Annotated in this window: 22 protein-coding genes and 1 rRNA gene; 10 read left to right on the forward strand and 13 right to left on the reverse strand. The window is 54.9% G+C overall.

All coding sequences use genetic code 11. The features are described 5' to 3' along the window. The first annotated feature begins 10 nt into the window (after positions 1 to 10). Entirely contained in the window at positions 11 to 3910 is a 3900-nt protein-coding gene (locus QT231_RS20700; RefSeq protein WP_308338698.1) for an AAA family ATPase, read from the forward strand. A 21-nt stretch (positions 3911 to 3931) separates the two neighbouring features. Here the strand turns inward: QT231_RS20700 and QT231_RS20705 are convergent, their stop codons facing one another. Genes QT231_RS20705 through queC form a run of 4 tightly spaced genes read right to left on the reverse strand, consistent with a single transcriptional unit; the run spans position 3932 to position 6412 of the window. After that, positions 3932 to 4189 carry a YkgJ family cysteine cluster protein gene (locus tag QT231_RS20705; protein WP_308338699.1) on the reverse strand — a complete coding sequence of 86 codons (258 nt, stop codon included), beginning with the start codon at positions 4187 to 4189 and terminating at the stop codon, positions 3932 to 3934. After that, positions 4186 to 5055: a 6-carboxytetrahydropterin synthase gene (locus QT231_RS20710; RefSeq protein WP_308338700.1), complete on the reverse strand. Its 870-nt coding sequence runs from the start codon at positions 5053 to 5055 to the stop codon at positions 4186 to 4188. The genes QT231_RS20705 and QT231_RS20710 overlap by 4 nt, the downstream gene beginning before the upstream one ends. After that, the gene (queE, locus tag QT231_RS20715; protein WP_308338701.1) at positions 5055 to 5699 is read right to left on the reverse strand and encodes a 7-carboxy-7-deazaguanine synthase; all 645 of its coding nucleotides are present in this window, start codon (positions 5697 to 5699) and stop codon (positions 5055 to 5057) included. Before queE ends, QT231_RS20710 begins: the two co-directional genes overlap by 1 nt. Continuing rightward, entirely contained in the window at positions 5699 to 6412 is a 714-nt protein-coding gene (gene queC / locus QT231_RS20720) for a 7-cyano-7-deazaguanine synthase QueC (protein ID WP_308338702.1), read from the reverse strand. The genes queE and queC overlap by 1 nt, the downstream gene beginning before the upstream one ends. A gap of 265 nt (positions 6413 to 6677) precedes the next feature. Between queC and QT231_RS20725 the strand changes: the two genes are divergently transcribed. Then, complete coding sequence (locus QT231_RS20725; protein ID WP_308338703.1) at positions 6678 to 7103, forward strand: SRPBCC family protein; 426 nt, start codon at positions 6678 to 6680, stop codon at positions 7101 to 7103. Further along, positions 7104 to 7772, forward strand: a complete 669-nt coding sequence (locus QT231_RS20730) for a VTT domain-containing protein (protein WP_308338704.1) — start codon at positions 7104 to 7106, stop codon at positions 7770 to 7772. A 10-nt stretch (positions 7773 to 7782) separates the two neighbouring features. Here the strand turns inward: QT231_RS20730 and QT231_RS20735 are convergent, their stop codons facing one another. The 9 genes from QT231_RS20735 to QT231_RS20775 form a co-directional block, all read right to left on the reverse strand. Next, positions 7783 to 8022, reverse strand: coding sequence for a DUF2789 domain-containing protein (locus QT231_RS20735; protein ID WP_308338705.1), 240 nt, complete (start codon positions 8020 to 8022; stop codon positions 7783 to 7785). An 87-nt stretch (positions 8023 to 8109) separates the two neighbouring features. Next, positions 8110 to 9186, reverse strand: coding sequence for an asparaginase (locus QT231_RS20740; protein WP_308338706.1), 1077 nt, complete (start codon positions 9184 to 9186; stop codon positions 8110 to 8112). A 29-nt stretch (positions 9187 to 9215) separates the two neighbouring features. Then, positions 9216 to 10457: an MFS transporter gene (locus QT231_RS20745; protein ID WP_308338707.1), complete on the reverse strand. Its 1242-nt coding sequence runs from the start codon at positions 10455 to 10457 to the stop codon at positions 9216 to 9218. A 25-nt stretch (positions 10458 to 10482) separates the two neighbouring features. Beyond that, complete coding sequence (locus tag QT231_RS20750; protein ID WP_308338708.1) at positions 10483 to 10986, reverse strand: hypothetical protein; 504 nt, start codon at positions 10984 to 10986, stop codon at positions 10483 to 10485. 95 nt (positions 10987 to 11081) lie between these two features. Further along, positions 11082 to 12338 (reverse strand): DEAD/DEAH box helicase, encoded by a 1257-nt coding sequence (locus tag QT231_RS20755; RefSeq protein WP_308338709.1) that lies wholly within the window; start codon positions 12336 to 12338, stop codon positions 11082 to 11084. 279 nt (positions 12339 to 12617) lie between these two features. Next, the gene (locus QT231_RS20760) at positions 12618 to 13124 is read right to left on the reverse strand and encodes a hypothetical protein (protein WP_308338710.1); all 507 of its coding nucleotides are present in this window, start codon (positions 13122 to 13124) and stop codon (positions 12618 to 12620) included. A gap of 65 nt (positions 13125 to 13189) precedes the next feature. Then, positions 13190 to 13774 carry an ABC-type transport auxiliary lipoprotein family protein gene (locus QT231_RS20765; RefSeq protein WP_308338711.1) on the reverse strand — a complete coding sequence of 195 codons (585 nt, stop codon included), beginning with the start codon at positions 13772 to 13774 and terminating at the stop codon, positions 13190 to 13192. Between the two features lie 10 nt (positions 13775 to 13784). Continuing rightward, positions 13785 to 15470 (reverse strand): intermembrane transport protein PqiB, encoded by a 1686-nt coding sequence (gene pqiB / locus QT231_RS20770; protein WP_308338712.1) that lies wholly within the window; start codon positions 15468 to 15470, stop codon positions 13785 to 13787. Further along, entirely contained in the window at positions 15463 to 16836 is a 1374-nt protein-coding gene (locus QT231_RS20775; RefSeq protein WP_308338713.1) for a paraquat-inducible protein A, read from the reverse strand. The genes pqiB and QT231_RS20775 overlap by 8 nt, the downstream gene beginning before the upstream one ends. Positions 16837 to 17184: 348 nt before the next feature. Here QT231_RS20775 and QT231_RS20780 point away from each other — a divergent pair, with 348 nt between their 5' ends. The 7 genes from QT231_RS20780 to QT231_RS20810 form a co-directional block, all read left to right on the forward strand. Then, positions 17185 to 18162, forward strand: a complete 978-nt coding sequence (locus QT231_RS20780; RefSeq protein WP_308338714.1) for a calcium/sodium antiporter — start codon at positions 17185 to 17187, stop codon at positions 18160 to 18162. A 298-nt stretch (positions 18163 to 18460) separates the two neighbouring features. Further along, a complete protein-coding gene (locus QT231_RS20785; protein ID WP_308338715.1) occupies positions 18461 to 19876 on the forward strand; it encodes a cytochrome ubiquinol oxidase subunit I in 1416 nt (471 codons plus the stop codon). Positions 19877 to 19878: 2 nt separating this feature from the next. Continuing rightward, positions 19879 to 20880: a cytochrome d ubiquinol oxidase subunit II gene (cydB, locus tag QT231_RS20790; protein WP_308338716.1), complete on the forward strand. Its 1002-nt coding sequence runs from the start codon at positions 19879 to 19881 to the stop codon at positions 20878 to 20880. Positions 20881 to 20883: 3 nt separating this feature from the next. Beyond that, positions 20884 to 22557, forward strand: coding sequence for a thiol reductant ABC exporter subunit CydD (cydD, locus tag QT231_RS20795; protein ID WP_308338717.1), 1674 nt, complete (start codon positions 20884 to 20886; stop codon positions 22555 to 22557). Next, the gene (gene cydC, locus QT231_RS20800) at positions 22554 to 24266 is read left to right on the forward strand and encodes a thiol reductant ABC exporter subunit CydC (protein ID WP_308338718.1); all 1713 of its coding nucleotides are present in this window, start codon (positions 22554 to 22556) and stop codon (positions 24264 to 24266) included. Before cydD ends, cydC begins: the two co-directional genes overlap by 4 nt. Before the next feature lie 42 nt (positions 24267 to 24308). Further along, positions 24309 to 25301 carry an adenosine deaminase gene (locus QT231_RS20805; RefSeq protein ID WP_308338719.1) on the forward strand — a complete coding sequence of 331 codons (993 nt, stop codon included), beginning with the start codon at positions 24309 to 24311 and terminating at the stop codon, positions 25299 to 25301. A gap of 328 nt (positions 25302 to 25629) precedes the next feature. Then, positions 25630 to 25755: ribosomal RNA gene (locus tag QT231_RS20810) — 16S ribosomal RNA — on the forward strand; the annotation flags it as partial.

Raw genomic sequence — 25755 nt, forward strand, 5'->3', positions numbered from 1 at the left:
GATGTTTATCATGCGCGATGCTCGTGAAACAGATCAGTTAACGCTCTTTGGTCACTTTTCGCTTACCCAGGGCGAAGATGTATTAACTCACTTTAGTTACGACAAAGTGAAGGCGCTGCTCGTTTATCTACTGCTGCACCGCCAGCCGGTTAACCGCGCCGCGTTGGCCGAATTGCTATGGCCCGACCAAGGGTTATCCTCGGGCAGGACTAACCTACGTCATGCGCTGCACTGTCTGCGCCAGTCGCTTGGTGAGAACGCCGACCAAGTGTTGAGTGTCTCCCGGCAGACGATAGCCTTCCAGCTCCCTGCCCATTGGAAAGTCGATCTGCATACGCTACAGCAACTGCTTGAAGGCCCGCGGGACTTGGACACCCTGGAAGCACTGATGTCCTGCTACCAAGGAGACCTGATTGAAGAGCTTCAATTGGCAAACTGTAGTGAATTTCAGCGCTGGTTAGTCCAAGTGCGTAATGAGTGGCGCCAGCGCGTCATTCGCTTTGCTGAACAGGTGCTCGACGGCCATAGCGATGTACCGGATGTGATCCTGGAAACCTTGGTCAGTCGCTTTTCAGGCTATGGTCCATTTCATGAGCGCCTGGTGCGCCAGCTTGCTGAACAGAACCAGATGGCTGCCGCTCACGAGCAGTACAATAGCTACTTACAGTTACTGGCGCTGTCAGGCCAGCAGCCCGAGCCGAGCTTTTTGCAGCTAGCGAGCTATTGGTCCGATGGTCACCACGACCCCCGCATGATGAGCCCCCAAGGGGCCTTTTCCCGTGCGCTGGCGTCGGACAGCAAACCACTGCGTGAAGATGAAATTGAGCTGCGTCAGCTCTCGGTGATGGCTATCCGGCTGCGCTTGAAAGGGGAGTGCCAAGACCGAGCAGCGACCCGACACTGCCTTACTCTGCAGTTAGAGTTACTGCGCTGGTTAGAGCAGCAGTGCCATCACTTGGGGGGCTTTTGGCTGCCTGGCGCCACCGGGGGCTTGGGGTTGGCGTGTTTCGGTACCCATGGGCCTGCTCACCAGTTGGCTGAGTTGGTTGCGCTGTATGAGCACTGCCGTCAGGCGCTTCCCCAAGAGAGCGCCCGTCACTGGTCTGGCGAAGAGGAAGTGCCGCAATTTGAGCTGGCGGCGGGTTTGCACAGTGGGCAGGTTGTCTACCTGCCCGAGCGGCAATTGGCGGATCCCCTGGGGCAAGTTACCCAAACCTCGCTGGAACTAATGAGCGCCGCCGAAGGCAGTGAACTGGTCATCTCACAAGAGGCCAGTCAGCACATGCCGCCAGCGCTTGATCTCCAGCCACGGCTGGTGTCGCGTTTAGTGGCCAGCGACGGTCGCGTACGTTTACGTGCTTTGGTGCTGGGACAAAACGAAGGCGGCCGAGATGCGCTGCCGCCTAGCCTGGTGGGGCGTGAAACCTCACTGCGTACCCTGCGCGATGCGCTGGCGCGGGCAGGTATAGGTTTGCGTCAAAGCGTGTTGGTTCGCGGTGCCTCTGGCATGGGCAAGTCGGCGCTGATGGTCGGCTTTCGCCAATTAGAGCTCAGTCGCGATGCGGCTATCTGCTGGCAGCCTACCACTCGGCTGTCGGTGTTGGATCCCTACGGCGTTGCCCGCACCCTGGTTGGCTGGTATCTCAAGCAACCGTTGACCGTTGAGGCGATTCACGAGCTACAGGCGACGCTTGAACTTGACCAGCATACACTCGAGCGGCAGCACCTGTTGGAAGAAGCGCTTGGGGTACATGAGGTTCAGGAGATCTCTCAACTTGCCCAGAGCGGCGAAGCGGTCGAACTGGTGGTGATGTTGCTACACCGCTTAATCGAGCGCCAAGCGACTACTCATACCCTGGTGCTGATGGTCGACGACCTGCAGTGGCTGGATGAGCCTTCCTTTAAAGTGCTCGCCGGGCTGCAGGCACGTCTGCCGATCAACACTGCCTTTATGCTGGTGGCCAGCCACCATGGCAGAGAACTGCTGCCGGTGAAGCTGCATTGGGATCAGCAGATTAGCTTGGGCAATCTGGATACGCAGCAGTCCTCGCGGCTATTGTCACAGCTTTCACGGCGCTATCGTATTCATCTGAGCCCCCGGCTACGCAACCAGATTATTGAGCGCTGCGATGGTGTGCCGCTCTATATGCAGGAGATTTGTCGTCGCTTGGATATGGATCGTCGCGAAGGGCGCAGCGTTCAGTTCGATGAACTGCCCAAAGGGTTGTTAGGGCTACTGGCTAGCCGCATCGATCAGCTTGAGGGTGACCGCGAAATTGCTCATGTAGCGGCAGTGCTGGGTAAGCGCTTCCGGCTGGATTTCCTGCTGGAGTGCAGCGGTTGGGAAAAAGGGCGGCTTAACCAAGCGCTTGAACATATGCGTGTGCTCGAGATCGTTGAGCCGGTCGATAAAGAGAGCGGTGAGCACGAATTTCAGTTTAGCCATCAGCTGTTGCAAGAAGCGGCCTACCTTTCCTGCCCTCGGGATGTGCGCGTCAAGCTACACCAGCAAGTGGTGACCTTGATAGAGGAGCGCTTCCCGGTGTGGATTAGTCGCCACCCCGGGGATTTTGCCACCCATCTGCGCCGCAGCGGCCACTATGCTCGTGGCGCTCGCTATTTCGAACTGGCTGCCCGTGAAGCGCTTAAGGTGAGCGCCAATCGAACCGCTTTGCGTATGGCCGATTTTGGTTTGGCGAGTCTGCGCCATGTTGAACATGAGATTGAGCGTGAAGTGAGCCTGCTCACCGTGCGCGGTCAGGCGGCGTTCTCATTAGAAGGTCACGGTTCGCCAACCGCTCACGAAAGCTTTGTGCGTGCACGGGAGCTGCTGCGCGAATCGGGTACCGATAGTCTGGAAGACCCGGAAGATCTTGAGCAGATATTCCTGGTTAAGTGGGGGCTTTGGGTGGGGCGTAGCCAGCGCTATGCCCATGCGGATGCTTTTGCATTGGCTTCGACTCTCGCCGATATCGCCGCGCGTCTTGAAGATCCTCGCTATCGTCGTTTGGCCGACTATGCCCGTGCCAACTGCGAGTATTGGGCCGGTCGCATTCAACAGGCTCACGACCATTTGGATGAGATCGATCCGCTCAATGTGCAGATGATGATCGAGTGGTTGCCGTTCTCCGATCACCCGCAAGTCTCTGCTGCCTGTTTCCAAGGCTGGGCGCTATGCCTACGGGGTGATTATCAGCGTGCCGAGCGTCAGGTGTCGGCGGCGATTCGGCTGGCGGAGAAGATTGCCCACCCCGGCACGTTGGCGTTGGCGCTGCTATTTGCCGCTGCGCTCTATCGTCAGCTAGGACACGTCCACTTGGCCGCACGGCATGCGGAGCGGGCAGCAGCAATGACTGGAACGCCAGATTTACAGCTGTGGCAAATTTCCAGCCAATGTATTCTCGGCTGGCAACGTGCTCTGGCAGGCGATACTACTGGGCTGACTCAGTTGCGCGATAGTCTGGATCAAATGGCGGAGCTGAATGGTCGCGACCGCTACCAGCGGCCAGTGCTATGGTACTCTGATGCCTGCATTGAGCTGGGCGAGTTAAACGCCGCCGAGGATTACCTTGACCAGTGCCTGGTGATTGCTCGCGAGCGTACGACGCTGTTTTTGCCCGAATTGGCTACCCAGCTCGCCAAGGTGCGTGATCTCTTGGGGCATCCTGCCAATGAAGTTAAAGCACTGGCTGAAATGGCCATTAACCAGTCCCGCGAGCACGGCAATCGCCACCAGGAGTTAGCGGCTCTTGAGCTATGGTTGACGCGTATTGAACCCAACGATCAGCAGGCCAAAGAGAGTTTTAGACAGCTGTTGAGTGAAGTCAGCCACAGTGATGCCCCGGTGCTAACCCGCTGGATTAGCTTGTTGGATCGCCGTTTGCCGCGACCGGTAGGCGCTGAGGGTTGATAAGCTAAAGCAGGACACTTTTTAGCGGGTGTCCTGCTCCAGCCACGTCAAGGTGACGAGCGCCTCTTCCCGGCGCTCGCCACACACACTAGCGTCAAAGTTAAAACGCTCGCAAACCCTGGGTCGGCTTGGGTCGCCAAACAGGCGGCAGAGGTTATCTGCGTCTAATTGAACACAGCGAACGCCCGCCGGCTTGCCCTCTGGCATGCCGGGTATGGCGGAAGTAATTGAGGGCGCAATGCAGCAGGCGCCACACCCCGCACGACACCCTTCACTCATGGCCTGTCACTTGGCATAGCGCTTGGTACAGCACCCGGCGAAAATATGGCAGTTGCGCCCTTGTTGATGCCCTCAAACGCTTGGATGCGTGTGGGGACGCCGCTTTGCGTGGCAACCTCTTTTGCCAGCCAGGCAGCAATATTTTCTACCGTGGTGGGGCCGGGAAGCACTGCGCATAGCGACTGGGGCAGCGTAATGGAGAAGTCACCTTGCGCGGCCCGATAGCTACAGGTAAGGAAGTCGGTATCCCGGGAGGTGACGTCAGCTTCCTCGAGTAAATAGCGATTATCCAGCCATGCGGCCCATTGCTGTTCAAGTTTAGGTTGCCGGTTCCCCTGCTGAAAAATATGTAGCCGTGAACGGTGACCGTGGGCGATACGCTGGCAGTTGCCAAGATGGCGTTTTAGTCCATGCGTGTAGCCATAGGCAGCGCCATCGATACTCTCTTCGCTAAGCGTCAGGGTCCCTTGGTGGACATTCTCAGGGCGCTGTTCGGTGAGCTGCTGGCTTAAATGCTCGGCGACCGTGTCGAGCTCAATAGCCTGCCATGGAAGCAGGCTAAAGGCCTCTTCTGGGCCGCGCACTTCCATGGGGTAGGGGGTGGTGGTGCGTACGCATACACCTTCAGGGCACTCCGTCACCGTGACCCCAGGTGCTTGAGTAGGCACCAGTAGGGTGTGATCGAGTCCGCCATCCAGCGTGCGTTTGATCCACGGTTTAACTTCACCAAAGTCAAACAGCATGCCATCTTCACCAAGCTCGCCATCGAGCACTGCGTCTACCTGCCAGCTACAGCCGACTAAGCCGCGCTGGGAACACCAGAGAGAGACATCAATATGGGTCAGTTGTTGAACAAATAGGGACATTAATCAAAACCTGCTAATTTGTGCATTTGCAGCGATAAACGCCACTGGGGGTTGGCCATACAGTAGGCGGTTGCCTCAGCGACGGTGCTCTTATCCTGATTAAGAGGGATAAGATCCATCGGCTGGAGAAAAAAGTGGCGAAAACCAAGGCGCGAAAACTGTTCCGGGGGAGCCTCGGCCTGAGGGTAAACGAGCTTTAACTCGTCGCCTTGAGTAACGGCCAGGGGGTTGCTGCCCTTAGGGCTTACACAGAGCCAGTCAATGCCAGGGGGCGGCTTCAGTGTGCCGTTGGTTTCGACAGCCACCTCAAACCCATGGCTATGTAGAGTGGCAATTAACGCTGCGTCAAGCTGCAGCAAGGGCTCACCGCCGGTAAACACCACATAGGGCGTCGCATTGTCGTTCTGGCTGGGCCAGAGCGCAGCAATATGCTCGGCCAGGGCCGTGGCGGTGGCAAACTTGCCACCATTGATGCCATTAGTGCCAATAAAATCCGTATCGCAAAAGGTACATTTAGCCGTTGCCCGATCAGCCTCACGGCCTGACCACAGATTGCAGCCGCTGAAACGACAGAACACGCTCGCTCTGCCCGCTTGGGCACCTTCCCCCTGCAGGGTATAAAACGCTTCTTTGACCTGATACATCAGCGCTGACCTGCTGCGTTGTCTACGCTGTAAGCCAATGGATCGGTGACCCCGTTGGCTGCAAAGGCGGCCAGCCGTTCGCGGCAACTGCCGCATACGCCGCAGGCGAGTTCACGGCCCTCATAACACGTCCAGGTCTGGGCGTAATCCAACTCCATGGCGAGGCCTTCGCGCAAAATGTCGGCCTTACTGGTGTATAAATAGGGGGCGTGTAGCGTTACCGGTTCGAAGTTGGCAATACCCGCTACTTGATTCATGGCCTCGACGAATTCGGGGCGACAGTCGGGGTAGAGCACGTGGTCGCCGCCATGGGCACCGTAGTCGACTCGCCCTGCGCCAATGTTGACGGCCTTGGCAATCGCCAGGGAGAGCAGAATCATATTACGATTAGGCACCACGGTGGAACGCAGATTGTCCGCGTCGTAGTCACTCTGGGGCATTGCCTGGTCTGGGTTGGTGAGCGCTGAATTATCAATCAATCCGTGTATCGCACGAATATCGACCACTTGATGGGGCAGCCCCAGCGAAGCGCATACTTGGCGTGCAGTATCGAGTTCGCGGGCATGCCGCTGACCATAGTCAAACGAAAGCGCGTGTACGGTAAGGCCTTCACGCAGCGCGCGGTGAAGCACGGTATAAGAGTCCATTCCACCGGAATAGATAACGACAGTCGTGGTGGCTGTATCGGCAGCCACTGGGGGTGTTGATGACATGAGAAAACACTCTTTGTCGGAGAATTTATTAATTGCGAGCAGCGTTCAGCTGGCGCGGCGTTCCGGGGTCCGGTCCGGAAGAGCGGCAGTTTACGCAATAGCCGTTAATCTGGCCAGTTCTAGCGCCTATGGGGATGGCCAATTATGCAACACCACGTGCAGCGTCCAGATGATATGACAGATCACCAGCTGCGATCACTCAGTAGGCGGGCAGCATTAATATCAACATGCTACGCTATCCATCCATGCTGTTAGAGGCGAACCAATGGCAACGATTGAACATAGTGAAATCATTAACGCTCCGCCCGAAAGGGTGTTTGAACTATTGCGCCGTGTCGAAGATTTTGCCGATTACTCGGATCTGATTCGTTCAATAGAAACCCTGGGCAAAAACCGTTATCGCTGGCACGTACGCGCTGTGGGCATGGACTGGGCGTTTGATGTCATGGTTACCGAGATCCAGCCGCCCCATGTGCTGGCTTGGGAATCGTTGGACGGTGTGAAGAACCAGGGGCGATACCGTCTTCGCGAGGTGTCAGAAGGTACCGAAGTAGCGTTGACGCTAAGCTATGAAATTCGCAACCGCTTAATGGAGAAAGCCGTTAACAAAGCGGCCAAGCCGCTCGTCGGAAAAGTCAGTCGACAAATTCTTGAACGTGTAGAGGCGCGTTTGAATGATCAGCAGGTTTGAATGAACAGCCCACCCAGATACCCTTGGCGTTGGGCGTTAGGGTTTACATTTTTTGCCATGCTGGCTTATGTGTGGCTTTGGTATTCGCCAGATTTGATGGTGGTGAAGCAGTGGGCTTCCCAGGCATCGCATCACCCTGTCGTTATTATAGCGGTTATGGTGATTATGGCTGTTACCTTAGCCATTGGACTTCCCGGCAGTATTGGGCTGTGGTTAATTGCACCCTTTTACCCACCGATTATAGCCACAGCGATGCTGACACTAAGCAGTGTGGTCGGCGCTTTGGGAGCGTATCAAATAGCCGCGCGCGCTGGAAGAAACTGGGCTCCTAGCGGTCTGACGTTGAAGGTGATGGATATGCTGGAGCAACGTAGCGACTTAATGACCCAGTGTGCCATGCGAATTCTGCCTGGCTTTCCTCACTCGGTTATCAATTTTGCGGCAGGTCTGCGTGGTATTTCCCTCAAGACTTATTTGTTGGCTGCAGCACTTGGTTTAGCGGTGAAGTGGGGGGTCTATAGTAGTGCGATTTATGGTGCTTTGGAGGCAATTGAGGAGGAGAATGCGCTGCAATTTGATGTGCTGCTACCATTGATTGCGCTGGCCCTGCTGTTATTGGCAGGGGCATGGTTCAGGCGCCGCATAGAGGCGGCGCGCAACGTTCATTAAGTCGTCGAGCTTATTGGGGCTTATGCATGGAAGCATCAAGGTGATCGACCACCTCTGCCCAGTCGGCATCCTCATCAACGGCCTCTTTTAGAAATTCTGCCTGACCTTCGTTCCAGCAGGGGGCTTCAGCCAATGGCATTGTTTCCGGGAGCGGAGCATTGCGCTGGATAAAGCGCTCTATCGAATCCGGGTCAGAAGCTAGGCCCAGCTGTTCGAATAGTTCGCTGAAATGATGCACTGGTTTTTCCATAATCTGTTGCTCCTTCAAACGGTTAGATTGATCCTTATAACATAGCTCGATTCTCAGCCTACGCCAGCACACATAGCTTTTGCTTGATTAACGTTCACCGACGAGTGACGTTAAAAAGCGCTGACGCTGATCTTCCAGCGTGAGTGGTTGTGCCAGTAAGTGGGCCAGCTTGGTGAAAGCTGCCTCTGGAGTCATATCATCGCCTGCGAGTACTCCTGCATCGCTAAGGCCGTGTCCCGCTGCGTAAGCACCAAGGTGGACGCTACCCTGCGGGCACAGACTAATGGCAGCGAGTAATTTGCCTTCGCCACTGGCTCTGGCGAGTACGTCAAGCAAATTAGCGGCGTTGGGAAGGTTGCCAGCGCCCCAGAGCTGAAGCAAAGCGCCTTTAACACGCGAATCACTCAGCCACGCCTCTAGCTGCCACGCTGTTATGCCCGGCCAAAGAGCGATGCGAACGATCTCTCCCTGATTGACCAGGCGGTAGTCGGGAAGCTCGAAACGTGGCGCACCACGCTGCTGCAGACCAAGCCCGCGGCTGAGGTAGTAAATGAAATCATCACCTACCCGTTCGCCGAGCAGCGGGTAGTTGGGGCTGGCGAAGGCGTTGGCGGCTTCGCTGTGCTGCTTAATAGCGCGGGAGCCCCGCAGTAATTGCCCGGCAAAGTAAATAGCCACTTCCTGTAGCATAGGTTTAGCAGCGAACTGCAGTGCACCTTGCAAATTGTCCAAGGCATCGCTGCCGGGCGATTCCAGTGGCCGCATGGAGCCTGTCACCACCACTGGACGATCCAATCCTTGAAGTTGGTAGGCAAGGCTCGCAGCGGTCCAACTGAGCGTGTCGGTGCCGTGAATGATCACGAAACCGGCGTAGGCCGTTAGCTGGTCGTTAATATCCCTGGCGATCTGTTGCCAAGTGAGCGGGGTGGCCGCGCTAGAGTCAATCAGCGTGGTGTAACTGATAACTTCGTAAGGTGGAAGGGATTGCTGCTGGGCAAGCGGTAGCTGGTTAAGGGCCGTCGCCATGCGGATGGTAAAATCGCCACCAGGCGCAAGCCCATCGGCATGCTGTTGCATTCCGATGGTTCCGCCCGTGTAGATGACCAAGATACGCTCTTGGGTGGGCACGCTCTCTGCTAGAGGGGAGTAGGGGGACATCGCCATCTCCTGGGGCTTTAGATGAAACCTGCTAATCAAACAGTGGGCGTAACACGCTGTACCAATAGTTCACCGTTTTGATCGTCCAGGCGCTGATTACGACCCGCCAGTAGCGCAAAGCCACAGCAAACGATGATCAGGGCGATCAAAAGCCAAGCGATTTGTGATGTGTTGGCGCCTGCTTGCAGCATAACCCCCACACCAAAAGGCCCCAGCGCTGCGAGTGTATAACCGCCGCCCTGTACCAGCCCGGAAAGCTGGCCGGCAAGCCGGGAGTTGGCCGTGCGCAAGACCAAGAGGCTTAGCGCCAGGCTAAAGCTACCGCCTTGGCCGATACCCAGTAGTGCAGCGCCGGGCCATTTCCAAATTAAGGGCGCGATAAGCAGCATCCACAGACCAATGGCGGTGCTAAGCAGCACAAGCAGCAGCGCGGGACGCTGGTCACGGCCCATGCGCGCAAGCCAGGGGGCACCTAGTGCGGAGGCTAGCTGGCACATAATCGAAATTGCCATGGTCCAACCCGCATCCGCCTCGTTGTAACCGCGATCAACCAGCAGTGTTGGTAGCCAGCCAAATACGATATATGCCATGGAAGACTGAATGCCCATATAGAGCATGATGTGCCAAGTAAGCGGCAGCTTAAGTAGTCGTAAAATACCGCTTTGGGGTGGTGTAGGCATGTTGCCCAGCTGTTTTTTTGTCAACCGAGCGGTGACCCGCGTAGGACGGGGCATTTGAAAGTGCCAAAGCAGCAGCGCGAAGAGTGCTAACAGTGACCAGCTCATTAAGCTTGCCTGCCAACTGCCCAGCAGTTGGGTCAGTGGAACGCTGAGCCCGGCACCTAAAGCGCCTCCTAAGCAGAGTGCCATGGTGTATAAGCCAGTGAGCAGGTCGGCACTGTCGGGAAGTTCACGCTTAACCAAGGCGGGTAGCAGGGTGCCACCAATGCCAATTGCACAGCCTGCCATCGCCGAGCCTATAAAGAGCCCGCCTGGGAGTGGCAAGCCACGCAAAATCAGCCCTGTTGCCAGGAGTGACAGCGCCGCACTCAGCGCCCGTTCGCTGCCTATGCGTTTAGCCAGCGCAGGGGCAAGCGGCGCGGAGAGGCCCAAAAACAGCACGGGAAGCGTGGTGAGCAGACCCGCGGCGCTAGCTGAAAGCCCTGCGCTTTCCTGTAGGCGAGTTAGTAAAGGGGCAACCGAAGACATGGCGGGGCGTAGATTTAGCCCCACCACAACCATTAGCAAAATAAACGTAATCGAACGACGCGATGCCATATATATGCTTACTTAATACCAACGCTTACTTTAGGTGCGGGCGCAAGTCTCCGCGAACGGCATCAAGTAGCGTAATGAAGTGGTAATCCTGTGGGGTGTCCAAGCAATCAACTCTAACGTTAGTGCGCATCCCTTTATCCATATTCAACTGGTCGAATATTTCTAACGTTAGCTTACGTGCAGGCTTATCACCTGGCGCCAAGATGCCATCTTCAAGGGTGAAGGTTTCAAGCAGGGTGACACGCACACGAGTACTGTTGCCTTCGCTAAGTACGCGGCGCACAAACAGCCAGCCTTCGCAGGGGAGGGCATGGTTGTCATCCCGTTGGCGCAAGAAAATCGTGCGGTAGCAAGCGCCTTCAATCGAGGCCTTTTCAGCCATGCTGCGGTAGGCCTGAACGACTTGGTTAGCTGACGCACGGGCGTCCTCTAAGCGCTGCACGATCCCTTGATGTTCGCGGCTGAGCTGCTCTTGACGTTGAAACGTCAGCCATTGGCGGTACTCGGCTATCAGTTGAGAAGACGCCATAATCACTCCGTGAAAGGTGTTGGCTGAAATAGCTGCTGAAAACAGCGGCTTGGAATATGCGAAGGCGACACCTTCGCATATTCCTGCGCTTTGAGCTAGCGCCGCACGCGGCGTTTACGCTCACCACCGGCATTGGCACTCTGGCCTTCGGGGTTACGCTTGGCACGCGGCTGACGCTGATTGCGTCGACCATTCTCGATAGGCTCGGGTTTGATACTGGGGTCGGGCTCAAAGCCAGGCACTATGTGCTTTGGCAGTTTCTGTTTGATGAGCCGCTCAATACTGCCCAGCAGAGCATCTTCATCGACACACACCAGCGAGATGGCTTCGCCATTGCTGCCAGCGCGTCCGGTACGGCCAATGCGGTGGACGTAATCTTCCGCTACGTTGGGTAGGTCAAAGTTGACTACGTGGGGCAACTCATTGATATCCAGACCACGAGCAGCGATATCCGTGGCCACCAGTACCTGCAGGTCGCCACTCTTAAATGCCGTCAACGCGCGCGTGCGAGCTCCCTGGCTTTTATTGCCATGGATCGCCATGGAGGGAATGTCCTGTTTGGAGAGCTGCTCCGCGAGGCGATTAGCGCCATGTTTGGTACGCGTAAATACCAGTACTTGGAACCAGCCATTTTGCTGAATTAAGTGAGCCAGCAGTTCGCGCTTCTTCTCGCGATCAACGCGGTAAATCGACTGCTCAATTTTATCGGCAGTGGCATTACGCGGCGCGACTTCAATCATCGCCGGGTTATCCAGCAACTGTTGCGCCAGGGTTTGGATCTCGTTAGAGAAGGTTGCTGAGAACAGCAGGTTTTGACGTTTTTTAGGCACCAGGCGCAGCAAGCGTTTAATGTCGTGAATGAAGCCCATATCCAGCATACGGTCAGCTTCATCAAGCACTAAAATCTCAACGCAGGAGAGATCCACATGTCCCTGCTGGTGGAGATCCAGCAGGCGTCCTGGGGTGGCAACGAGTACATCCAAACCCGCTTTTAGGGCATCGATCTGAGGCTGTTGGCCGACGCCGCCAAAAATAATATGGGAGCGCAGTGCCAAGTGTTGGCCATAGGTCGATACGCTTTCGCCGACTTGAGCGGCAAGTTCACGGGTGGGAGTTAGCACCAAAGCACGTACCTGACGTTTGCCAGGTCGTTTGCCGGTGTTTAGGCGTTGCAGCATTGGTAGCGTGAAGCCAGCGGTTTTACCAGTGCCGGTTTGGGCGCTGGCCAGCATGTCGCGGCCTTCTAAGACGACGGGGATGGCCTGTCGTTGTATCGGGGATGGTTGGGTGTAACCTTGCGCTGTGACAGCGCGTAACAAGTCGGCGTGCAGGCCAAGTTCAGAAAAGCTCATGCGTTCTCCGCAATCACCTAGTGAATTAATACCGTTAAGTGGTTGTTATCACTAGGTGTAATGTTCAAAAAGCGAGGTTGATTCACCTTCGCGGCAGCGAAGTGTGCCAGATAATTCAGTATGCCGCGATGGTCATTGGTTAGCCGTGGATGACAGGAGACGTGAAGAAGATAGCGCCCAGGGGCACTATCATCTGATGTGCACGGACACACCAGTAAACCTAGGCGTTAGGAACACGTGTCAGTAATAAGCTGGGCATTGTAACACGGTTATGCAATGTCAGCTTGTTTCGCTGTTACGTGTTAGTGATGGATGCTGGGCATGTAGTGGAATTAACCGAGCTAAGGTAGCGGACGGCAGTTGCAGTTGTGCCACCTGTTTGGGCGTTAAGGCAAAAAAGTGCTCAGGGGTGAAAATACCCAGCTGAAAGAGTTGGCGCGCAGTGGCTGGCCCAACGCCGTCTAGCGCCAGTAGCTGCCGCGCAAAGAGGGCTATAAAGTGGCCATTCTGCTGTTCATCAAATTCATCGCTAACCGTTTGATAGTAGTGCCCAGCTTGAACGGTAATAAATTGCTCGATGCGCTGGAGCGCGGCCAGTGTGGCGGAGTCGGATGTGCGCGGGGCTAACTGATCACGAAGGGCGTCGTGGCTATTTAAAGCTGTTTCAAAGACCCCTTGAGAGGCTTCGCCCTCCATCAGCGCCGTTACTGTTTCCATCAGGGCGTTAATGGCATCGCGCAGTTGTTCTGCCGGCACTTCAGCCGTTTGGTTCGGTTCATCTGTCATGTACACACCCCAGAGAGGATTAGCATTAAGCGTAGTGCAGCAAACCACGTTTAGAAAAGCGCTGATTAATCAAAATAATCACCCTGACGTATTTCGTTGGCGATAAGCTTGGCGGCCTGCTCCCAGCTGTTACTTAATGCGCGTACCAGAGCGGGGTAGCCATCCTCTGCAAGGGGCGTTTCCGTGTAGAAATTTTCCATCGCTAGCAGTTCACCGGCAGCGTTAAGCAATTGCCATTGGCCGCTAGCCGCTGCGACACCGTCAAAGCGACCTTGGAATTGATCAACGCTCAGGCGCAGGGTCAAGGCGTTGGGCTGTTCGCCTTCCACACGCATAACCCTAAGCGTTGGCAGCGCTTGCGCTAGATTGGCGCGTAGTTTGCGTTCTAACTGCCTGCCTAACCCTTCTGCCCACTGATGTTCCCGAGCGGCGTTCAACGTAATGTCGTCTAGCTGCATCACAATGCCGTCGACATCCAGGTAGTGGGCAAGCCGAGGGGAGTTCACTATAAGCGTGCCCTCAGGCTGGCGAGGTGTGTTAGCCAGCGGGTCGCTCGGCAGCATATAGCGAGCAGGGGGCGTGACGCTGCTGGCGCAGGCAGATAGCAACAAGCAGATCAGCAGCAGTGAACATCTCATCCATGTGAGCATGGTTAGCTCCTTAATCTCGTGGCGCGCGTGGAATGGGGTCTTGAGCATCCAAATTATCAAACAGCAGTGCTCTGGGGTTGTCGTTGAGCGTGCGAGTGAGTGGCTGTAGGTCACGCATCAAGCGATCCAACCGTTCAATGGCCGTTGTCAGCTCTTGATAAGCCGGCGATGACGGGGATAAGCCTTGAAGCGTGCTGCGTAGCTCATCCAGCGTCGCGTTAAGGTTTCCTCCAACGGCCTGAGTTTCAGGGTCATTGAGCAACTGGTTCAGAGAGGTGCTCACTTCGCGAACTTCATTCAGCATTTGCTCGGAAGCCTGTAAATTACGATCTAAACCGGTTAGCAGCGGCTCAATCTCAAGGGCGTTTAGCTTATCAAGTAAATTGGTCACTTGGGCCTGTATCTGGGCAAAGCCGCCAGGCACAGTGGGGAACACTGAGCGATCCGAGAAGCGCTCGGCTACATACTCATCGGCCAGGTCGCGCTGAAAGTTTAAGTCGACAAACAGGGCGCCCGTTAGCAGATTGCCGTTCTTTAACGATGCGCGCAGCCCCAGACCGAACATGCGCTGGAAACGAGCCTCCCACTCTTCGAGATCAATATCGCTGTTTTCAATACCCAGGCGCTGAGGCTCAATCCTAATAAGTACGGGGATGGCAAAGCGGGCCCGTGAGTCGGGCTGTGGTGCGGTAAAATTCCAGGGCACGGCAGCAACGGTGCCCAATCGCACACCGCGAAATTCTACCGGTGCTCCTTTTGAGAGTCCGCGCACGGTTTCGTCTACCAGCAGCACATACTCTAGATAGCGATTAAAGGTACCTTCTCGGGCGGCGTTTTCATCGGCATACAGGGTGAAGCGTGTATTGGCTTCAACCGGCTGTCCCATGGGCAGGTCTTCGGGTACGCCGAAGGTAACACCGCCGCCCAGTAGTGCCTCCATGGATTCAACGTTAACGCGCACACCGTCGGCGTCTAAGCGAAAGTCGATGCCGCTGGACGTCCAAAAACGCGTGCTGTCGGTGACTAAATTGGTATACGGCTCCTCAATAAACACCTGGTGCTGCATGGTGCGTGAGAGGGGCTCAAAACTATTCTCTTCTATACGCCCCACCGTATAGCCCTGGTAAGAGACCGGGTCACCTACCCGCAGTGAGTTACCCAGTTGGCTCGTCAAGCTAAGACGCAGCCCCGCTTGGCCGGCGGGCGCAACAGGGGGGATATCGCTAACGGGGAATTCACGCCGTGATGCTTCCGCTGTGCCCGGCTCAAGCTGAATATAAGCACCAGAGAGCACCGTTCCCAATCCGCTGATGCCTTCACGGCCAATACGCGGTTTGACCACCCAAAAGCGGGTGTCTTCGCGGAGCATATCCTCAACTTCAGGCTGGATACGGGCGGTCAACACCGCGTGGGAAAGGTCGTCGGACAAGCGTACCCCCTGCACGCGACCGACTTCTACGTTGCGGCTACGAATCAGTGTATTGCCCGCTTCGATACCCTCAGCATTCTCCATAGTCAGCGTCACCAGCGTGCCGCGACTGGCGTAGTTGTCATAAACCAGCCATAGACCAATGGCAATCGCGACGATGGGCACGACCCAAATGGGGGAGAGCCGGGTTTGGCGTGAGGTCTTGGCCTTATTAAGATCCTGGTCGTTTGTCGGATTGGTATTAGACGGTGTTGTTTCATTAGCCATCAACAGGTTCCTTGGTGGCCGCTTTACGGCGAAAAAGGGAGTGACGAGGTGGAAGCGGGGTGTCCCAAATTAAGCGCGGATCAAATGTCATCGCCGCCAGCATGGTTAATACAACCACCGAGCCAAAAGCGAGTGCCGCCGGGCCTGGGGTAATTGACATCAATGAGCCTGCGCGAATCAGTGCCACTAATATGGCCACCACAAAAACATCGACCATTGACCAACGTCCAATAAATTCCGTTAGGCGATACAGTCGCGTGCGGCTTTGGGCGTTTAATACGCTGCTACGTCGAACCACTAAGCATAGCCAGACTAACGCCACCAACTTGCCCACAGGAACGATCACGCTGGCAATAAAAATAACCGCAGCAATTGGCCAGGAGCCCATCTGGATCAGTTGAACCACGCCACCAATAATAGTTGAAGGTGAGGAGCTGCCCAGGCTAGTGGTCGTCATAATGGGGTATACATTGGCAGGAATGTACATAACGGCCGATGCGGCGAGAAGTGCCCAGGTGCGCTGTAAACTATGCGGCAGTCGCTGATGAAGCTTTTCATTGCAGCGAACGCAGTGACCACGACCCTGGGGCGATAGCCGGTTGATTAGCCCGCAGGTTGGGCAGCCGGTCAGACCTTGATCGCCAGCAGGAAGTCCTGTTTGCGTACCTTCTGGGGCCAGTGGTTCTCCCTCTAACGAGAACCACATCCAGTCGGCATCCAGGGACTGGGTTGTCATCAGTAGCAGTAGTGCAAAAGCACAAAACGCCCAGAAAGAGATGCCTATTGTAACATCGGCCAAGCCGGCGATTTTTATCAGGCTCACCAGTGCACCGATAATGAACACATCGGCCATCATCCACGGCGTTAAGTGCGCCAGTGAGCGTGCGATATCACGGCTAAAGGGCAGAGGACGATCGCGGAGTAACCCAAACTGAAGCCAAAGGACACCCAGTAGATAAACCGCGGGGAGTACCGCAATGGTCATAATGACGGCGATAGCAACCACCGGCTGATGAAAGCCAATCAGTGTGGTGGCGGTCTGCGTTAATTCAATACGGTTACTCACCCCGCTGACCGTGAAACTGATAAATGGGAACGACACCGCTACCATAAGCGCAACAAGTGAGGCAATGGCCAGAGCCATACTGCGCTGTGCTGGATAGCGATGGCGTTTAACCAAAACATGTGAACAGCGCGGGCAACTGGCTTTTTCACCTGAGTTTAACGGTGGCAGTGCCGATACCCAGTCGCACTCATGACAGGCACGCAAACGCCGCCGCTGAGTCCTAGCCTCAGGTGGCAAGCGATCAACGAGGGGAGCGTTGACCGGTAGTGTACGGCGTTTAATCAATCGTTGTGGAAGCAAAAAACAAAACTCTCAGTGCGAACCCCTAGCAAAGCTACTAGGATGTGGCGGATTAGGCTGCTAAATGCGCATTTTAGCAAGCCTATGTCGCTGAAACAGTTTTAAAAAACGTAGCCTAGCCGCTTGACCAAAGCGTTAGTTTAGACAACGATGCTGCGGCGTAATGACGAGCAGTTAAATTCGATCATAATGGCCGCGTACTTTTCTGTCAGGTTGGTTCCTCATTAAAGTGTCGCAGTATAGAGGTCTGGATGGCTACTAATAGCACCTAACTGCCGTCGCTATGAAGTGGTACGTAGGTACAAAATCTGCAAACTGTGACAATCATTATGTCATGAAGGAAATGGAATGTTGCTTCCCACATTAGCGGTTGTATTTGGCTTGATCCTACTGGTTTGGAGTGCCGAGAAGTTTATCGACGGCGCTGCGGCAACCTCGCGCTGGCTTGGCTTGTCGCCCCTGTTGATCGGGATGTTGGTTATCGGGTTTGGTACCTCAGCGCCGGAAATGATGGTGTCGGTACTGGCGGCGATGGACGGCAATCCAGGCTTGGCGGTCGGCAATGCCTACGGTTCCAATATTGCCAATATCGGTCTGATACTCGGCTTGATCGCGCTTATCGCGCCCCTTTCGGTTCACTCTAGCGTTATCCGTAAAGAGATGCCGATATTGATGCTGGTTATGCTAGCAACAGGCTTGATACTGCTCGATGGTTTCGTCGCGCGTTGGGAGGCCATTGGTCTTTTACTGGCATTGGTTGTTTTTATTGTTGCCAGTATTTTGCGTTCTCGTAATCAGCCCGAAGATTCAATCGTCGCAGAAGTGGCAGAAACCCTGGACAGCAAGCCGATGTCGCGGGGTAAAGCCATTATGTGGACGCTGGTGGGGCTGGTGCTGTTAATCGCCAGTTCGCGTCTGCTGGTATGGGGAGCCGTTGAAATTGCGCTGCGCTTCGGTGTGAGCGACTTGATTATTGGTCTGACCGTGGTAGCCATTGGTACATCTCTGCCCGAACTTGCATCCTCTATCACCGCTTTGCGTCGCAAGGAACACGATATGGTGCTCGGGAATGTGGTCGGTTCTAACCTGTTTAACAGTTTGGCGGTCGTTGGGCTTGCGGGGGTGATTGCACCTATTGAAGCGGGGCGCGAAGTGCTGGTGCGCGACTGGAGTGTGATGACCGGCATGACGCTGCTAATGATCCTGTTTGCATTCTCCTGGCGGGGTCGCCCACGTCGTATAAATCGTTTGGAAGGGGGGATTCTGCTAGCGCTATTTATCGCGTACACCGGCTATATGGTCAGCGTTGTTATAATGTCGCGATAGCCTTATTTCGCTACTGCGCCTCACTAGGGTGATTGGTACTAGGGTAATTGGTGCGTCAAAGGGACTCATCTTGGACATCCGGCGGCTGTAATATAATGGCTGTCCAAGAGGGGCGCTGCTAGTAATAGAAGCTTAGTTCCGCAAAGTAAACGCAAAGCAACGTTGTACAAAGCGGCCTAGCGTAAAGAGAAAAGAAATAAGCTTAGTGCTTATAACTAAAAGTGTCGTGCCATGAAGGCTCAACTAAGCTTGTGTTAACCCATCCATGGGATACCGATTCAGGTCTTAGGAGAGTGAAATGGAACTTGATCCGCTGGTGTTGTCGCGATTGCAATTCGCATTCGTTGTATCGTTTCACGCTATCTTCCCCGTGTTTACTATTGGCCTTGCGTCTTACATAGCGCTGCTTCATGGCCTTTTTTTCAAGACGAAGAACCCTGCGTGGGATCGCCTCTCGCTATTCTGGACAAAGGTGTTTGCCGTTGTCTTTGGCATGGGGGTGGTATCAGGCATTGTTATGTCATTCCAGTTCGGTACTAACTGGAGTAACTTTTCTCAGGCTTCATCGAATTTCCTTGGCCCCATGCTCAGCTATGAAGTCGTCACGGCGTTCTTTTTAGAGGCAGCCTTTTTGGGCGTGCTACTGTTTGGTCGCGGTAAGGTGCCCCAAGGGGTTCACTTGTTTGCTGCCATTATGGTGGCAGTGGGCACCTTTATCTCCGCCTTCTGGATTCTATCCGCTAACAGCTGGTTACATACCCCAGCGGGTGTAGAGCTAGTCGACTTCCGCTTCCACGTAACTTCGTGGAGCGAGGCGATCTTTAATCCCTCCTTTCCCTTCCGCTTTATGCATATGGCCGTTGCCTCGTTTTTGACCGGTGGCTTTGTTGTGGCTGGGGTGAGCGCCTGGTTTCTGTTGCGCGACCGGGATCCGGAAGCGAATCGCCGCGCACTCTCCATGTGCCTTTGGTTGCTGCTGTTTTTGGCACCGACCCAGGCCGTTATCGGCGACTTCCATGGCATTAACACCTTAGAGCACCAGCCGACGAAAGTGGCTGCCATGGAAGGGCACTGGGAGACCTCTGGCAATGTTCCGCTGCTGTTGTTTGCGATTCCTGACCAGGACGCCCAAACCAATCACTTTGAACTGGGTATTCCGAACCTGGCCAGTATTATCTTGACCCACTCTATTGACGGGGAAGTGCCGGGTATAAGCGAGGCAGCGCCTGAAGAACAGCCGCCGGTGCTGATCGTTTTCTGGGGCTTCCGTGTCATGGTGGGGATTGGGCTGCTAATGATTGCGGTGGCGCTTACGGGTCTGGTATTGCGCCGTAATGGTCGCATCTACGACAAGCGGCTATTTTTAAAAGGCCTGACGGCGATGATTCCCATGCCGTTTGTGGCTGTTTTGGCGGGCTGGATCGTCACCGAGTCAGGGCGCTCCCCGTGGTTGGTTTACGGCATGATGACCCATGCCGAGGGGTTGACGCCTTCTCTCACTGGCCCTATGGCGTTGTTTACGTTAATTGGCTATGTCTTGGTTTACGGCGTGGTGTTTTACGCGGGCATTTATTACCTCACCCGCGTGGTGCGTAACGGAATGCTGCCAGAAGAAGAGCGTGAAACCACTGACGAGAACTTCAAGCGGCCTATGCGGCCTATGTCGGCGGCGCATACACCTTTTGACGATGACGTTGACCCGGTGAGGAGCTAGACATGGAAATGTTTGATCTAACGTTGATTTGGGCCTTCATCATTGGTTTCGGCATCATGATGTATGTGCTAATGGATGGTTTCGACTTGGGGCTTGGTATTCTTTATCCCTTTGCACCCGATGAAGACGCCCGGGATGTGATGATGAACTCGGTAGCGCCGATATGGGATGGCAACGAGACCTGGCTTGTATTGGGCGGCGCGGGCCTGTTGGGTGCTTTTCCGCTAGTCTATTCGGTGTTCTTGCCTGCGCTTTACATCGGCGTTTTCTTAATGCTGGCAGGGTTGATCTTTCGCGGCGTGGCCTTTGAATTTCGTTTCAAGTCACGCCGCAACAGACGCTGGTGGAACCGCGCCTTTTGTTGGGGGTCGGCGATCGCCGCTTTTGCTCAAGGGGCTGTAGTTGGGGCCTATATCCAGGGCTTTCCGGTTGAAAACTTTGCCTATGTGGGCGGCGCGTTTGACTGGCTAACGCCTTTCTCAGTACTTACGGGGCTTGGCTTAATGGCGGGTTACGCGCTGCTGGGGGCCACTTGGCTGATCTTGAAATCAGAGGGGCATGTGCAGGACTGGGCCTACAAAATCACCCCGTTGCTATTGGCGCTGGTACTGTTTGTTTTCGCCGTGATTAGTCTGTGGACGCCGTTTGTGAACCCGCTGGTATGGGAGCGTTGGTTTGGTAATATTCAACTGATTTGGATTTTCCCCTTCCTCGCCTTGGCCTGTGCCTTTGTGGTTTTTCGTTCGGTACAGAAGCGCCGTGAAGGCGTGCCTTTCCTTGCGACTATCGGCATTTATGTTTTTACCTACTTAGGTCTGATCGTCAGTAAGTGGCCGGTAATTGTGCCGCCGAACTATACGTTATGGGATGCAGCTTCTGCACCCGAATCACAGCTATTCTTGCTAGTGGGCGTTGCCTTCGTTATCCCGATTATATTGACCTATACCGCCTGGACCTATTGGGTATTCCGCGGTAAGGTGCGGGTAGGTGAGGGATACCACTGATCCATGGTGACTGAAGACGCGCTTTCTCTTACGCCGCGCAGCTGGCTGCAAGCCTTGGCTAAGGGAGAGCGCAACCGCCTGCTGGGGTCGGCGCTCTGCGGCGTGCTAGCAGGTAGTCAAACGATAGTCGTGGTGGTGGGGCTTGCCTGGCTGATTGATCAGTTGGTGGTGCACGGTCGTTCACCTGCCTCTCTTGTACCGATATTCTGCCTGTTGGTAGTTTGTGTGCTGTTACGTGCTGTCTTTCAGTGGGGGCATGAAACATTAAGCCTGGAAGCCAGCCTGCGTATTCGGCAGCGGGCCAGAGCTCAGCTGTTGGATAAATTATCCTCTTTAGGCCCGATTTGGCTTACCGGACAGCACAGCGGCTCTTTAGCCAACCAAGTGGTTGAGCATATCGATGCGCTGGAAGGTTATTTCGCGCGCTTTTACCCTCAACTGCGGATTACGCTCTGCTTGCCGCTGTTGATACTAGCGGTGGCGGGGTGGCTAGATTATCTGGTGGCTCTGTTTCTACTACTTTCAGCCCCATTGATTCCGCTTTTTATGGCGTTGGTGGGTATGGGAGCTGAGCGCCTTAATCGCGATCAGTTTGTGGCGGTATCGCGATTGTCAGCGCATTTTATTGACCGTGTGCGAGGCATGACCACACTTCAGCTATTTGGCCGTACAACAGCCGCGCAGCAGGATGTTTGGTATGCCACCGACGGCTATCGGCGCCTTAGCATGCGTACCCTTCGGTTGGCATTTCTCTCATCGGCGGTGCTGGAGTTTTTTTCCTCAGTGGCGATTGCGGTTGTGGCCATGTATGTCGGTTTCGGCCTGCTGGGCTATATCGAGTATGGGCCGTCTCCTTCGCTGACGCTTTTTTCGGGCTTGGCAGTGTTGCTACTTGCGCCCGAGTTTTTTCAGCCACTGCGCACCCTTTCTCAGCACTACCATGATCGCGCTGCGGCCTTGGGCGCTGCTGAAAGCGTTGTGAATATACTCAATCAGCCAAGCTGGGTGAGCGAGCAGCACTATCTGGCGCCTCTGTCGGATAGATCAGCCATTGAGTTAGTGACGGCTTGTGTTACTTATCCTGGCCGTGGGCAAGTAATTGGCCCGGTCAATCTCACCATTCAGCGCGGCGAAGTAGTGGCACTCAGCGGTGCTTCTGGTAGCGGGAAGTCGACGCTGCTGGCGCTGCTGGCGGGCTTTGTTGCCCCCAGCGCCGGGGAGTATAGGCGGCAGGAAAATAGCCACTTTGCCTGGCTGGATCAGCAGCCCTCTCTCTTGCATGGCAGTTTGGTCGATAATTTGCGCTTAGCGTCCCCTGAAGCCTCCCGTGAAGAAATGCTTTATGCACTGCAGAGAGCTGGTTTTGGGCCTCTGCTAACGCAACTGCCCGATGGTTTGGATACGTTAATCGGCGAGCGCGGTGTGGGGCTGTCAGGAGGCCAAGCACAACGCCTTGCTCTTGCGCGAGTCTACCTTAGCAATGCATCGCTGGTGCTGTTAGATGAGCCGACGGCGAGTTTAGACCACGAGACTGAGCAGTTGGTTATGGCGGCTTTGCTTGAGCTTGCCCAGGAGGGTCGCACCCTGGTGATAGCGACCCATCACCCGGCAGTCATTGCTACTGCCCAGCGCCACTTGATGTTTGAGCAGGGTGAGTTGGTGGAGGTATCCGGATGAGGGCTCTTTACCGCGACTTTCGCCCCTGGCTGTTGCTTCTGCTGCGGCGTCGTCGGCGTTTCTTGTTAGGCACTCTGCTGGTGTTTATCACCCTAATGGCTGGGCTTTCACTACTTGGTTTATCAGGGTGGTTTATCACCGCCAGCGCGCTAACCGGTATCGCTCTTTCCATGGGGCTGCCCGCGCGGCTGGATGTTTACGTCCCCGGGGGCGGCATCCGTTTTTTTGCCTTGGCGCGCACCATAGCGCGCTACATGGAGCGGCTGTATAACCATAATACGGTGTTAACACTGCTTGCGGACTTGCGTTATCGGGTGTTTGGCTATTTGACGCGCTTTGATGATGCTCGCTTGCACGGTCAGCGTGCCAGCGACTGGCTGAGCCGTTTAACGGCGGATATTGACACCCTGGATAATTTTTATCTGCGCCTCTTGGTGCCGCCGCTAGTGGCGCTGCTTGGTGTGGTGGCCGTATCGCTTTTTGTGGCTATCTGGTTGCCCGGTATTGGCATGCTGATGGTGGTAACGCTTGGTCTGCTCTGGCTGGTGGCGACCCTTTTGGCTGCTGTCTGGGGCTTTTCGAATAGCTATCAGCAGGTGGTTGACCAGCAGTCGCTGCGCCGCCTAGTGGTCGATCAAATTCAGACCTCGGCCGAGTTGATGAGCTATCGAACGACCCAGTGGCACCGGGCGTTGATCACTACTCAAGAACAGCAGGCGTTCAGTAATCAGCGCCGCTTGGGGCGCAAGGCAGCGTTAATAAACTGCCTGGTGAGTGTCATCAGTGGGGTAATGGTAGTGACGGTGTTGTGGTTCGCGAGCCTGGTGCTTGCCCAGCAATCGGTATCGGGGCCTATCTTGGTGATGGCAGTATTGATTGCGCTGGGGGCGAACGAGGCGTTTATGTCGCTACCTGCGGGCTTTATCAAGTTGGGCGCTAGCTATGCCGCAGTGCGGCGGTTAAATGAGTTAACCAGTGATTCATCGCCTACTTCGCCTGGCTTTACATTGCCTGAGGGTATTGGCTTGAGCATTCATGCTCATCAACTCTCTTTGCGCTACGCGCAAACGTTAGAGCCCGCGTTAAGTGAGATTGATCTTCAACTGCCCGCTGGAAAGCGTGCAGTAATTACCGGCAACTCCGGCGCCGGAAAATCGTCTTTAGCTAGTGTGTTGATGGGGCGCTTAAAAGCGACTCAGGGGGAGTCGATAGTCGGCGGCGTGCCAGCTTGGCAGCTCACGGACGAAAACCGTGCTAATCACTTTGCCATGCTTACCCAGCAGGTAGATCTATTTGATGCCTCAATTGCTGAGAACCTGCGTATTGCCAATCCTACTGCTAGTGATGAAATGCTCTGGGAAGCGTTGCGAGCGGTTGCCTTGGATAGCTGGGTTGAGCAGCTGCCGAAAGGGTTGGCGACGGCGGTGGGCGAGAAAGGGCAGCAGCTTTCCGGTGGGCAAGGTCGACGCCTGGCATTAGCACGCCTATTGCTATGTACTCCCAAGGTGGTGATTCTTGATGAGCCGTTTGCAAGGGTTGATGAAGCGACGGCAACACATATCGCTGCTTCCCTGGATAAATGGTTGGTGAATCGAACGGCTATCTTCTTGGTTCATCAGGTGAGTTCGCTCAACCTAGTGCCTGGGGTGGAGTACCACTGGCACCTGGATGCCGGTAAACTTAGCCAATACCCCAATAACAATCGATAATGAGTTGCATCGATTAATCGATAAGACAGCTAGGAGCCCGCCATGCATGAATTTTTACGTACTCTCCCTAAAATAGAGCTCCATTTGCATATCGAAGGCTCGCTGGAACCAGAATTAATGTTTGCTCTAGCCCAGCGCAATGGGGTTGAGCTGCCCTATAAGACAGTTCAGGAAGCCAAAGAGGCTTATCACTTCAACGATCTGCAGGGGTTTCTGAATCTCTATTTCCAGGGCATGAGCGTACTTCGTAATGAGGAAGACTTTTACGACCTGGCAATGGACTATTTCAAGCGTGCGCGAGGGGAGGGGGTTGTCCATATCGACATGCACTTCGACCCCCAGGCGCATCTTCAGCGCGGCGTGCCGCTTGAAGTCGTCATGGCTGGGCTTTTAAAAGCTAAGCAGGAAGCTGAGGAAACCCTCGATCTCTCTATTGGCATGATCATGGCTTTTCTGCGTGATCGCCCCGCAGAGGAGGCGCTGCATGTGCTTGAACAGGCCGCTCCCTATTGGAAAAAGCTGGACGCTATCGGTCTAGATAGTGCCGAGCAAAATAACCCTCCGGTGAAATTTGCTGAGGTGTTTGATCGCGCTAAGCAGCTTGGACTAGTGCGCGTAGCCCATGCGGGGGAGGAAGGGCCTGCTGAATATATTCAAGAAGCCTTGGATGTGCTTGATGTTCAGCGTATTGATCACGGGGTACGCTGTTTAGAAAGTGATACGGTGGTTGAGCGTTTGCGTAGTGGGCAAATTGTACTCACCGTATGCCCGCTCTCTAATGTCAGCTTGAAAGTAGTAGAGGATCTTCGTGATCATCCGCTGCCACGGCTATTGGCAGAGGGGCTTAAAGTCACTATTAGCTCTGATGATCCCGCTTACTTCGGTGGCGGCATGCTGGCCAACCATATCGCTTGCGCCGAAGCGTTTGATTGGGATGAGGTGGTATTTCGTCAGTTAACGCGCAATGCTATCGAGGAAGCTTTTGTTACCCCGCAGCGTCGTGAAGAGCTGATGGCTCGTTTGGCTGCAGCGTAAAGGTTTTACCCCTAGTTTATTTAGTAGATGTGACGGCTATTAAATGCAGTGCTAGGTTTTTACTCATAAATGTTCAAATCGCTGTTGACCCTGGCGGTAAATCGGGTAGTATACGCCACACGTCAACGGGGCACTGCCTCAGCGACCAGCTCTTTAACAATTTGATCAGGTAATTCATGTGGGCGCTTGCTGACGTTGGTGACAAATCACCAAATATCAAGGCAAGCGGTCATGACAATGTAAATTGAAATGAATTCGTTTGAACCTTGAGCCAAGTTTGGTTCGCTTCTGTCACTTACGAGTGGCGGGTAAGAACCGCATAGATCTTAAACTGAAGAGTTTGATCATGGCTCAGATTGAACGCTGGCGGCAGGCCTAACACATGCAAGTCGAGCGGTAACAGGGGTAGCTTGCTACCCGCTGACGAGCGGCGGACGGGTGAGTAATGCATAGG

This window comes from Halomonas sp. SpR1 (assembly GCF_031010175.1).
Lineage (GTDB): Bacteria > Pseudomonadota > Gammaproteobacteria > Pseudomonadales > Halomonadaceae > Vreelandella.